10 protein-coding genes are annotated in these 11,976 nt (G+C 66.0%); 7 read left to right on the top strand and 3 right to left on the bottom strand.

The genetic code is table 11. The features are described 5' to 3' along the window. Positions 1-40: 40 nt before the first annotated feature. From GOC52_RS16905 to GOC52_RS16895, 3 genes are all read left to right on the top strand, one after another. Complete coding sequence (locus tag GOC52_RS16905) at positions 41-940, top strand: helix-turn-helix transcriptional regulator (protein ID WP_010483985.1); 900 nt, start codon at positions 41-43, stop codon at positions 938-940. 49 nt (positions 941-989) lie between these two features. Beyond that, entirely contained in the window at positions 990-3,848 is a 2,859-nt protein-coding gene (locus tag GOC52_RS16900; protein WP_010483986.1) for a TonB-dependent receptor, read from the top strand. A 170-nt stretch (positions 3,849-4,018) separates the two neighbouring features. Then, positions 4,019-4,228 carry a hypothetical protein gene (locus GOC52_RS16895; protein ID WP_010483987.1) on the top strand — a complete coding sequence of 70 codons (210 nt, stop codon included), beginning with the start codon at positions 4,019-4,021 and terminating at the stop codon, positions 4,226-4,228. A gap of 56 nt (positions 4,229-4,284) precedes the next feature. Here the strand turns inward: GOC52_RS16895 and GOC52_RS16890 are convergent, their stop codons facing one another. Next, on the bottom strand, positions 4,285-5,406 hold the full coding sequence (locus tag GOC52_RS16890; RefSeq protein WP_049481594.1) for an HDOD domain-containing protein: 1,122 nt from the start codon (positions 5,404-5,406) through the stop codon (positions 4,285-4,287). A 152-nt stretch (positions 5,407-5,558) separates the two neighbouring features. Continuing rightward, positions 5,559-6,095 carry an inorganic diphosphatase gene (gene ppa / locus GOC52_RS16885; protein WP_005410935.1) on the bottom strand — a complete coding sequence of 179 codons (537 nt, stop codon included), beginning with the start codon at positions 6,093-6,095 and terminating at the stop codon, positions 5,559-5,561. A gap of 183 nt (positions 6,096-6,278) precedes the next feature. Between ppa and GOC52_RS16880 the strand changes: the two genes are divergently transcribed. The 4 genes from GOC52_RS16880 (at position 6,279) to GOC52_RS16865 (ending at position 11,512) form a co-directional block, all read left to right on the top strand. Next, on the top strand, positions 6,279-6,752 hold the full coding sequence (locus GOC52_RS16880; RefSeq protein WP_019338799.1) for a hypothetical protein: 474 nt from the start codon (positions 6,279-6,281) through the stop codon (positions 6,750-6,752). Between the two features lie 72 nt (positions 6,753-6,824). After that, entirely contained in the window at positions 6,825-7,325 is a 501-nt protein-coding gene (locus tag GOC52_RS16875; RefSeq protein ID WP_014038389.1) for an RNA polymerase sigma factor, read from the top strand. Between the two features lie 104 nt (positions 7,326-7,429). After that, positions 7,430-8,365, top strand: a complete 936-nt coding sequence (locus GOC52_RS16870) for a FecR family protein (RefSeq protein WP_010483991.1) — start codon at positions 7,430-7,432, stop codon at positions 8,363-8,365. Positions 8,366-8,593: 228 nt separating this feature from the next. Further along, the gene (locus tag GOC52_RS16865) at positions 8,594-11,512 is read left to right on the top strand and encodes a TonB-dependent receptor (protein WP_191849961.1); all 2,919 of its coding nucleotides are present in this window, start codon (positions 8,594-8,596) and stop codon (positions 11,510-11,512) included. 150 nt (positions 11,513-11,662) lie between these two features. On the opposite strand, the gene GOC52_RS16860 is transcribed toward GOC52_RS16865, so the two are convergent. Continuing rightward, complete coding sequence (locus GOC52_RS16860) at positions 11,663-11,920, bottom strand: DUF2789 domain-containing protein (RefSeq protein ID WP_029550886.1); 258 nt, start codon at positions 11,918-11,920, stop codon at positions 11,663-11,665. Positions 11,921-11,976: the final 56 nt, after the last annotated feature.

Here is an 11,976-nt window from a genome sequence, read left to right as displayed (position 1 = left end):
GCAAAACGGAGGCCTGTACTAGGCAAACCGTGGTGCCCCCATGCGTCAACTCTCGCTGGCCGATCGCGGCCAAACCGTCTCTCTGGACCGGTCGCTCGACGATGCTGCGCCGACCTGCCTGGGCGTGGCCCGGCTCGGCAGCCTGCAGACCGCAGGCAGCAGCTTCACTGTGTGGATGCAGGTGCGCGGCAGCTCCTGGGTGGAAGCCAAGGAAGGACGCTTCCGCTTGCGCCAGGGCGAGTGGATCGCCTTCGAGAAAGAGTCGCGGCCGCTGGTGCAGGCAGGCCGCAACGGCTTGTGCGTTGGCCTGAACCTGACTGTCGAAGCACTGCGCGTGCTGGCCGAGATGGCCGACTGCGGCCTGTACGCCGGGCGTGGCCGCATGAGCCGTGGCGATGCCCGCGTTGCGCTGCGCCTGTGGCGCGATGCGCTGGCCAGTGGCCAGCCGGCACAGGCACTGCGCCCGCTGCTGCTGCATCTGGCGGGCCTGCAGCGTGGGCTGGCCGACAACGTGCAGCGTTGCCCGGGTCGCTCGCGCAGCCGCAAGCGCCAGGTATTCGGCCGCATGCAGCGCGCCCGCCTGTACCTGGAAGGCAACAGCCACCGCGTGGTGCGCATCGGTGAACTGGCCGAGCTGACCAACTTCTCCAGCTGGTATCTCTCCAAGACCTTCCAGAGCCTGTACGAGGAAAGCCCGCAGTCGCTTTCAGCACGTTTGCGCCTGGAACGGGCGGCCGACCTGCTGCGTGACACCGACATGATGGTTGGCGAGGTCGCTGCGGCCAGTGGCTTCGACAACTGCTGCAGCTTCGCGCGTGCGTTCCGCGCCCGCTACGGCCAGTCCGCATCGCGCTTCAGGGAAAACGGCGGCTTGCTGCCGCCACAATCTGCAAAGTCTCCGGTTGGCTCGCGCAAATACAGCGCTGCAACGCAATCGTAACGTGCTGGGGTGTTTTAACACGCTGCTAACACGTACCTTGGAGAGATAGATGAACGTTCGTAATCCCGCAGTGCGGCTGGGCCTTCTGCCGGCTGGCATTGCGTTGGCGCTGACGCCCGCCTTTGCTTCTGCGCAGGAAGCAAAGGATGCGACCACCCTGGATCGCATCGAAATCACGGGCTCGCGCATCCGCGGCGCCTCGATGGAGACCCAGCAGCCGGTCCTCACGCTGAGCCGTGAGAACCTGGAAAAGCAGGGCTACACCACCGTCGCCGATGTCCTGCAGAACCTGACCTCGGCAGGTTCGCCGGCCATTTCCCGCGCGGACTCGCTGTCCTCCGGCGAAAACGTTGGCGGCTACTACGTCGACCTGCGCAACCTTGGCGCGCAGCGCACCCTGGTGCTGATGAACGGCAAGCGCCTGGGCGCGACCACTGCCGGCTACCAGGATCTGAGCCAGATTCCGATGGCTGCCGTCGAGCGCATCGAAGTGCTGAAGGATGGCGCCTCCGCCATCTACGGTTCGGACGCCATTGCTGGCGTGGTCAATGTGATCACCCGCAAGCGCTTCGATGGTGCTGAAGCCAGCGTCTACGTTGGCCAGTACGGCCGCGGCGACGGCGACACCAACACCTACTCGTTCACCCTCGGCTCTGAAGGCGAGCGTGGCGGCGTGACCCTGTCGGCCGAGTACTCCAAGCAGGATCCGGTGTGGGCGAAGGATCGTTGGTTCAGCCGCGACGGCGGCCTGGGCCCGAATTCGACCTCTGCCGACTGGAGCCCGCTGAGCCAGAACAGCACCTGGTGCGACCCGCGCGTGTGGGGCGACTGCAAGCCGCGCGCTGCAGGCCAGCCGCAGCCGGAGTGGAAGACCCTGAATCCGGGCGGTGACCCGAAGAATGCGGCCGACTACCACCTGCTGACTCCGGCCGAGTACTCCAACGCCAACCAGCAGATGATGGTGCAGACCGGCATCGAGCGTAAGTCCGTGTATGTCAACGGCAGCTACGATCTGGCTGATTCGATCACCTTCAATGCTGACGTGCTGTACAACCAGCGCACCACCGACCAGCAGATCGCGGGTTACCCGTACCAGTCGCTGTCGTTCGGTACCCCGCTGTCGAAGGACAGCGCGTTCAACCCGATCGGCCAGGACGTTGAGTTCCGTCGCCGCCTGTGGGAAGTGCCGCGTACCACCAAGAGCGACCTCAAGACCCTGCGCTTCGCGCCGAGCCTGAGTGGCTTCTTCGAGTTTGCCGGCAAGACCTGGGACTGGGACGTTGGCGCGCTGTGGAACCGCAACGAGCTGACCAAGACCGGCTACGGCGACATGAGCCTGATCGCTTCCGAGCAGGCACTTGGCAAGTCGTTCATCAACGGCCAGGGCGTTGCTCAGTGCGGGACCGCCGCCAATCCGATCCCGCTGAGCCAGTGCCGCCCGTGGAACCCGCTGCTGCCTTACGGCGTCAACGGCCAGGGCTCGCTTGCCGACCGTGATCTGCAGAACTTCCTGTTCCCGACCTACACCGACACTGGTGTGACCAAGACCACCAGCTACACCGCCAACCTGTCCGGTTCGCTGTTCGAGCTGCCGGCCGGTGACCTGGGTGTGGCCATGGGCTACGAGCACCGCAAGGAAGAAGGCCGCTTCGTGCCGGACGCCTTCCGTCAGTCGGGCCAGTCGACCGGCCTGGCGTCGACCACCACCTCGGGCAACTACTCGCTGGATGAGTTCTACCTGGAACTGAACGTGCCGATCCTGTCGGACCTGCCGTTTGCCAAGGAACTGACCTTCAACGTCGCAAGCCGCTACTCTGACTACAGCAACTTCGGTGACACGATCAACTCGAAGTTCGGCCTGGTGTGGCGCCCGATCGACGAACTGCTGGTCCGCGGTACCTACGCAGAAGGCTTCCGCGCACCGACCGTTGACGATCTGTACGGCGGCACCAACTCGAGCTTCGAGCGTTATACCGATCCGTGCGGTTCGACCTCGCCGGGCAACGTCGCTGGCAATGCTGCCTGCGCCGCGGCTGGCGTGCCGGCCAACTACGTGCAGGTCGGCCAGGGCTTCGCGCCTTGCAGCACCTTCCCGTGCGCGACCCCGGACCAGTTCGTCAGCGGTTCGAATTCGGCTCTGAAGCCGGAAACCTCCAAGAGCAAGACGGTTGGCCTGGTCTGGAGCCCGCGTTGGGTGCAGGGCCTGGACATCTCGCTCGACTGGTACCGCTACGAGCTGAAGAACATGATCATCGCTGACAGCGTTGATCGCATCCTGCGTGACTGCTACGTGCTGGGCAACGCAGCTCGCTGCGAAGGCGTCACCCGTGCCGCTGATGGCCATATCGAGGCGCTGACCTACGGCCTGGCCAACCTCGGCTCGATGGAGACCGAAGGCTACGATCTGGGTGTCAAGTACCGCCTGCCGGAACTGTCGATCGGCAAGTTCAGCATCGACTGGCAGACCAGCTACCTGGCCAAGTACGACGAAGCCGGCCAGAACAAGAAGGGTGAGAACATCACCATCGGTCGCGTTGGTGAGCCGGGCCTGTTCCGCGTCCGTTCGAACCTGGGTGTCAACTGGGAGCTGGGTGACTTCGGCGTCAACTGGACTGCCCGCTACTACTCGGGCATGAAGGAAAGCTGCATCGACGACGCATGGTGCGACGCTCCGAACCACTACGCCAATGGTGAGCCGGATCCGCTGCGCCACACCGGCTCCAACACCTTCCACGACGTGCAGGTCAGCTGGAAGGCTCCGTGGGATGCCACCATCGCCCTGGGTGCGAACAACGTGTTCGATCACCGCGGTGCGCTGCAGTACTCGGCGCCGAACTCGAGCTTCGCCTACTACGGTGGCTTCGACGTCGGTCGCTTCCTGTACATGAAGTACACCCAGCGCTTCTGATAGTTCGAAGTGCGATAGCAGTACCAGGAGGGCGGACCGCAAGGTCCGCCCTCTTTCTCTGTAGGGGAATTCCGAAATATCTTGGAAGGTGAGGGAAGTCACGTTCCCGTCGTGTCGTATTCAACACAGTTGCTGGGTCCACTTGCGGACACTTGCACATGGGGAGAGCGATGAAGAGCACGCTGTTGCACAAACTGTCTGCTGCTGCACTGATCTATGCAACATTGGTGGGTGCGGTGTTCGCCCAGACCGGTGGCGTCTGTGGGGGCGGGCTGTACTGCGAGGAGCTGCGTCAGGAATGCCTGGCTGCAGGCAAGTCGAAGGTCCTGTGCGATCTGCAGTATCGCCACTGCGTGCAGGATGCCTGCGGCGCGCGCTGATGCAAATAAAGGCGCGCCCTTGGGCGCGCCTTCGAGGTTCTTCCTGCGTTGACGGCTCAGACCGCGCTGGGCACCAGTCCCATCAACGCATTGGCATGCTCGCGCCACTGCGGCAGCCTGTTGAGTACACCTGCGCGCTGCAGGTAGTCCTCGTCCACCGGATCACCATTGACCAGTGCCAGTGCCACGTGCACCGCGCCGGTCACCCAGAAGCTGCGCGTATTGGCACGCTGCGGCTGCAGATGGAACGCCACCGCCTCGATGATCGGCATCGGCAGGCCCCACAGGCCGAGCAGATAGGCACCGGCTTCGGCGTGGCCCGGGCGGGTGTCACCGGCCAGCGACGGTTCGCTGCGCTCGTTGCGCACGCCGGGCAGCAGCAGGCCGATGTCGGCCAGCAGCGCGGCGGTCGCGCCCAGTTCGGCGCTGGATTCGGGCAGCAGGCGTGCCGCCAGCCGCGAGGCGAGCAGGGCGCGCTGCTGTAGTGAATTGCGCTCGGCCGTGGACAGTGTCGGTGCCGAGAACACCTCGCTGGCCAGTACCAGATCGCGCAGCGTCGACAGGCCGAGGCGGGTCACGGCGGTGCGCAGGTCGGCGATGGTGCGGCCCTGGCTGAAGAATGCCGAGTTCGACAGCTGCAGCACCTTGGCCGCGATCGCCGGATCAGCGGCCACCAGCTTGGCGACGTCGGCGCTGTCGGCGTCGTCGTCATGTTCCAGTGCCTGGGTCAGGCTCAGGTACAGGTGCGGCGGCGAGGGCAGCTTCTCGATACGGCCGATGGCGTCGCGCAGGCGTGGGCTGTCCAGCACTTCACGCAGCTCTTCCAGGCTGGTCAGCGCTTCCAGCAACACTTCCGGTGCCAGCGGCAACGGCAGGAAGCGGTGGGCCACGCCGATCAGGCGTGCCGGCGGCGGCCGGTTGCCGTGCTGGGCGTCCACCAGCGCAATGCGGATGGTTTCCGGGCGCAAGGTCCGGATCTGGCCAAGCAGCGTGGTGGCATTGAGATCCGGCAGTTGCGGGCAGACGATCACCGCATCCACGCCCTGCGTGGCCACCGCGGTCATCGCGGTCTGGCCATCGGTGGCGGTCAGCGGCTGCCAGTCTTCCCCAAGATCGGCAATGAATTCGGTCAGCTCAGCCGGCAGGCTGGCTGCATCCCCAACAAGCAGAATACGCACGACACATTCCCCTGGCTGTCTCGACGATGGATGTCGACGACGTGTGAAGTGACGCAATTTACCTAATACGGCGGCAAGAGTGATGTGCCGTCGTCATGAAACGTGACCCGCATCGCTCCGGCGGGGTGCCGCCGGAGCGATCCGGTTCAGGCTCAGGCCTTGCTGTCGAGATGGCGCTGGTGCGCCTCGATCAGGATCTGCTTGGCCTCAGCGGCGCCGCCCCAACCGTCGAGCTTGACCCACTTGCCCTTCTCCAGGTCCTTGTAGTGCTCGAAGAAGTGGCCGATGCGCTCCAGCCAGTGGCTGGACACCTGGGCGATGTCTTCGACGTGGGCGTAGCCACTGAAGATCTTCGACACCGGCACGGCCAGGATCTTCTCGTCGCTGCCCGCCTCATCGCTCATCTTCAGCACGCCGACCGGACGGCAGCGCACGACCGAGCCCGGCACCAGCGGCAGCGGCAGCACCACCAGCACGTCGGCCGGATCGCCGTCGCCGCACAGGGTGCTCGGCACGTAGCCGTAGTTGCAGGGGTAGCGCATCGGGGTGGACAGGATGCGGTCGACGAAGATCGCGCCGGTTTCCTTGTCCACTTCGTACTTCACCGGCTCCGAGTCCTTCGGGATCTCGATGATGACGTTGATTTCTTCCGGCGGGTTCTTGCCGGGCGAGACGAGTTCCAGACCCATGGTGTGCTCCAGGTGGGGGGTATAGACGGATAGCCCCCCATTTTATGCCTTTGCCGGGCGCTGTGCAGGGGAGGGGGCCGACGGCAGGGCGTGGAAGGCGCCGACCCGGCGGGCCGGGGTTGACCGATGGGGCCGGGCGGCGTGCGCGCGCAGGCTGGATGCACCTACCCGAGGAGTTCCCGCATGAAACCATCCGCCCTGTCACTCGGCCTGTTCTGCGCGCTGCTGATCGCGCCCGCCGCCCAGGCCTTTCCCTACGTGGACCTGATCGACTACCCGCACCAGGAAGCCAACTGGGACCGCTTCTTTGCCCTGGAAGGCCGGTTGCAGCATGGCTTCGACAGGATCTGCGGCGACACCTTCTGCGAGGGCGAGTACAGCGACATCCAGGCGCTGCGCCTGCGGTGTTCAGTGGATGCGGTGCACGGCACGGTGCGTGAGTGCCTCTGGGCATTTGCCGCCAGTGACCTGGCCGTGTCGCGGAACGACGGTGCGATCGTGGCCCGGCAACCGACCTGGCTATGCCGGCTGCCGCTGGTGCCTGGCACCCCGGTTGAGGACTTCCATGCGGCGCTGGCGGCCCGTAATCCGCTGCATGATCCGTTGCCCGGCACGTCGGAGAGCGTCTATGACGGGCTGACCGGCTGCATCCACTGATGCGAACGTGACTGATTCTCATTAACGGAGTAGCATGCGCGGCGCCTTCCGTCTGTCGTCCCGGTTCCGCGCATGTCCTCCAATGCCGCCTCCCTTACCGAACTGCTGATCCGTGAGCGGCCGGCACTGCTGCGCCGGGTGCAGCGCATCCTCGGCGGAGACAATGGTGCCGAGGACGTGATCCAGGCCGTATGGTTCAAGGCCCGAGGGGTCGACGACAGCCAGGCCATCGACAACCCGCGGGCCTATCTGTACCGGCTGGCCGCCAACCTGGCCACCGACCACGGCCGCGAATCGACCCGACGCAACCGCCTGCTGGCCGACCACTACCTGTGGGGGCCGGACGAGGTCATCTCGACTGAGGAACAGGCCATGGCCCAGGACGAGCTGCAGCGTGTGCTCGACGCGGCGGGGCACCTGCCGGAGCCGACCCGCACCATCTTCCGGCTCAACCGCCTGCAGGGCCTGACCCAGGCCGAGATCGCCCGCCGTCTCGGGGTGTCGGTGACGACCGTCGAGAACCATGTGCGCACCGCCCTGCAGCGCCTGGCCTGGGCACGCAGCGGCCGATGATCGCCCCGGCTTGGGGCTGGCCCTCGCTGAAACGTCTTGATCACTGGACCGTGGATGCGGTCTAGTTCCTCCGTCCGCGCTTGAATGCGCCTGTCCGCCAGCCGATGAGCCCGCCGAACACGCTGCCCGCCGCCAATGACGATGCCCTGGCCGAACAGGCCCGGGGCTGGATCGCGTGGCTGGCCTCGGGTGACATCGGCGAGGGGCGCATGCACGAGTTCGAGCGCTGGCTGGCACAACCGGGGCACCGACGCGCCTTCGAACACGAGCGCGCGCTGTGGCGCAGTGTCGGGCCACGCCCGCAGGTCCGGCCCGCCGAACGCCCGCGGCCGCATCGAATGCGCTGGGCAATGGCCGCTGCAGCCGCGCTGGCGATGCTGGTGGCATGGCCGGAGGCCTGGTTGCGGCTGCAGGCCGACCATCGCAGCACGCACGTCGTGCAGAACGTGCAATTGCCCGATGGCAGCCGCGCAGTGCTGGATGCGGACAGTGCGATTGCCGTGCGCTTCAATGCACATGCACGCGAGATCGAGCTGCTGCGCGGGCGTGCCTGGTTCGAGGTCAGCCCGGATGCGCAGCGACGTTTCAGCGTGCGTGCGGGCAACGGCGTGATCGAGGACATCTCGACCGCGTTCACCGTCGCGCGCGGTGATGACCAGGTTGAAACCCAGGTCGGGCAGGGCAGGGTGCGCGTGGCCAGCCCGGCCGACGGTGGCTGGACCTATCTGCAGGTGGGCCAGCGTGCGGTCTATGGCGAGCACAGCGGCGTGACGCGTCTGCGGGATGTGGCTGCCGACAGCGTCGGCGCGTGGCGGCAGGGCGAGCTGCTGCTGGAGCAGGCCAGCGTCGCCGACGCCGTGCAATGGGTGGGGCGTTACCGCGCCGGCCCGACCTTCGTGCGCGGCGATCTGTCGCGACTACCCGCAGTGAGTGCCGCATTGCGCATCGATCGCCCGGAGCAGGCGCTGGATGCACTGGCCGCAACAGCAGGTCTGCAGGTCACCCGCCTGCCGCTCGGCGTCGCCATCATTCACCAGTAGATCCACGCCATGCGTGGATGAAGGTCCCAGTGTGCCGACCAACGGTCGGCACCCACCACGATCACCGGCCGGTCGGCACCTGTCGCGACCGCAAATCGCTCTTGGGGTTGCCGCGCGCCCAACCGTCTTACCCCGCGAACGTACCCGCCGCCGCCACGTACGTCGCCGTGTCCGCCTGTGTTGCGGATGACGCCGCGCCTGCGGCACCGATTACCTGACAGGTTCCCCATGTTCGACTCCCACCGCCCGGGCCGCGTGCTGCGCCCGTCCCGCCTGTGCATCGCCCTGTTGGCCGCCGGCCTGGCCAGCGCCGCACCGTCCGTGCTGGCACAGAGCGCCACCGGCAACCACGCTGACGTGCAGCGCTTCGACATTCCAGCGCAGCCGCTGGATGAAGCGCTGCGCAGCTATATGCGCCAGTCCGGCGTGCAGGTCGTGTATCCGGCCACCCTGGCCCAGGGCGTAACCTCGCGTGCGGTCAAGGGCAGCCTGCCTGCCAACGAGGCGCTGCAGCAGCTGTTGCAGGGCAGTGGCCTGGCGGTGCACCGGGTCAGCGCAGATGCAGTCACTCTGGAAGCGGCGACGCCGGTGCAGGCCGACAGCGGTGTGATCGTCACCGACACGCTCAGCGTGGCCGGCGACCGCGTCGACAGTGGCGCGACCAGCGATGAGGCGCGCCTGCTCGACAGCTATCGCAGCGTCGGTTCCACCACCACGCTCAACCGCACGCACCTGGAACGCTTCCGCGGCACCTCCAATGGCGACATCATCAAGGGCGTGGCCGGCGTCACCGCTGGCGATCCGCGCGTGGGCAACGGCTTCGACGTCAACATCCGCGGCATCCAGGGCCAGGGCCGCGTGCCGGTGATCATCGATGGCGGCCAGTCCAGCATGGATACCTACCGCGGCTATGCCGGCCAGTCACAGCGCACCTACCTCGACCCGGACCTGATCTCCACCCTGACCATCACCAAGGGCCCGAGCCTGCAGGCCAACGCCTCCGGTGGCATCGGCGGCGTGGTCGAGATGGAGACGCTGAAGATCGGTGACGTGCTGCGCGAAGGCCGCGACTTCGGCGTGCGCGTGCGTGGCGGCCTGGCCAACGCCAGTGCCAACAACCTGCCGTCCTACAGCGCCGCGCCGCGTTCCGATCGCAGCGCCACCGACAGCCAGTTCTTCAACGTGGCCGCAGCCGGTCACTGTGACCGCTTCGATCTGGTCGCCGCCTATGCTTACCGCGACAACGGCAACTATTTCTCCGGCAAGCACGGTTACGACGACTTCCCGCAGACCCGTCGCACGCTGGCACCGCTGAATCCGCCGCGTACCGAAGTGTTCAACACCTCGTCGCGTTCGAAGTCGGCGCTGCTCAAGGGCACCTGGCGCATCGACGATGCGCAGACGCTGGAAGCGGGCTACCGCCGCTACGAAGGCACCGCCGGCGAGATCATGGCCTCGCAGATCATCCGCGTCGACCGCGATCGCATTCCGCAGTGGGACCCGGGCCATGTCGACATGGACAGCTACACCCTGCGCTACCGCTTCAATCCGGACAGCGATCTGGTCGACCTGCGTGTCAACGCCACATACACCGATACCGACAGCGTGATGTACAACAGCCTGACCGGCATCACCCCGTGGTACTTCGACCGCCGCACCGAGTGGTATGACGCGCCCAGCTTCAGCGGCGACCCCGGCTACAAGGATGCCTACCGCAATCCGCTGCGACAGAAGCGCTTCGGCCTGGATGCCAGCAACACCTCGAAGTTCGACACTCGTGCTGGTGCGTTCACCTTCGACTACGGCCTGTCCTACAGCGACGAAGACATCGCGCCGGGCAGTTCGGGGCCGGTCATGCACGACGATCTGGTCAACAACCGCTTCCTGCGCAACGCCGAGCGCAAGGAATACAGTGCCGTGGCCTCGCTGAAGTGGCAGCCCGATGAGCATTGGGAACTGCTGGCCGGCGGACGCTGGAACCGCGTGGATGTGCATGACCGCAACCGCCTGGCCACGCCCGACGCCTATGAGGTACAGGGCCAGTACCGTTACACCGAACTGCTCAATGGCAACCCGGCGCTGCCGTCGTGGCGGGCCAAGCGCATCGCGCTGCTGAACTGGTACCCGGACGCCAACGGCAACTTCACCCAGGAATCACTGCTGGCCTCACCGTACAAGAAGGGCGCGGTGGGCGACATCGGTGGCTGGAACTTCTACGACGCAGGCAAGGCGCAGGACCTGGAAGTGCCGGTCAGCTGGACCTGGTCGCAGCCGATCCGCCGTCGTGACACCGCGTTCTCGCCGACCGCCAGCGTGGCCTATCGCTTCAGCGAAGACACCATGGTCTACGTAAAGTACGCCGAAGGCACCAAGCTGCCGAGCCTGTTCGAGACCACGCTGGGCCTGTTCACCGCCGCCAAGCCGGTGGGCGAGCTGAAGCCGGAGCGTGCGCGCAGCTGGGAAATCGGTGCCAGCACCATCCGCTACGACCTGTTCACCGCCGGCGACCGCCTGGCGCTGAAGCTGGCGTACTTCGATACCCGCATCGACGACCTGATCACCCGTGACTATCGCACGCTGTCGGCGGGCCTGATCCGCAACGTCGACCAGTTCAAGGTCTCGGGCATGGAGTTCCAGTCCAGCTATGACAGCGGCAAGGTGTTTGCCGATCTTTCCGCGCACTACTACTTCAAGGCCAAGACCTGCGCGCCGGACATCGCCGCAGAGCGCCGCGCCTATGGTGCACAGCGCAAGAACGATGAACTGGCCAGCACGCCCAACTGCGTGGACGGCGGCTTCGAGGGTTCGTACACCAATACACAGAATCCGCCGCGCTACATGGTCAACCTGACCCTGGGCTCGCGCCTGTTCGACGAGCGCCTGACCTTCGGCACCCGCGTGGTCCACAACGCCGGCCCGATCAGCAAGCTGGACAAGGACTGGAACGTGGGCCTGTCGGCGATCCAGCAGCTGTACCGGCCAACCACGCTGGTGGACCTGTTTGCCAGCTGGAGCTTCAACGACCAGTTGTCGGTGGAAGCGGGCGTGGACAACCTGACCGACCGCTACTACCTGGACCCGCTGGCGCTGGGCGTGATGCCGGCACCGGGCCGCACCGCGCGGCTGGCGTTGACCTGGAAGTATTGATCGGTCGCGGATGGGCGGTGGGGTTGGATCCCTTTCCTGAGGAAAGGGCTCTGACCCCATCGGGCTCCGACCGCCCTCGGTGGGTGCGGACCTTGGTTCGCACCGCTTCCGCCGTGTGATCGCCAGCGCCGGGCCATGCCCGGCGTCTGTTTACAGCCCGGTCGAAGCCTTCACCGCATCTTCGTGCAGCGACTCGTTCAGCTCATCCACCACCGTGCTCCATGCCGCATCGGCCTGCAGCGATTCGGACAGGAACTGGCGCTGGGCATCGTTCCAGTAGGGGGCCTCGACCACTTCAACGTCGGTGGCCAGCTGGTGCTCGCGGATGAAACGGGCGATGGCCTCGGCGCTGGCGTCCAGGCCCAGCTGCAGGAACAGGTTGGTCATGCGCGGTTCGGTGGTGATCATCATCGGTTCCTGCTGGAAGAAGGGATGGTCCATTATCGGCGCACACGGCCTTGGGG

The organism is Stenotrophomonas sp. SXG-1, assembly GCF_014083965.1.
Lineage (GTDB): Bacteria > Pseudomonadota > Gammaproteobacteria > Xanthomonadales > Xanthomonadaceae > Stenotrophomonas > Stenotrophomonas geniculata.
Note: the sequence above shows the minus strand (reverse complement) of the source record. Positions and strands in the feature narration are given on the sequence as shown.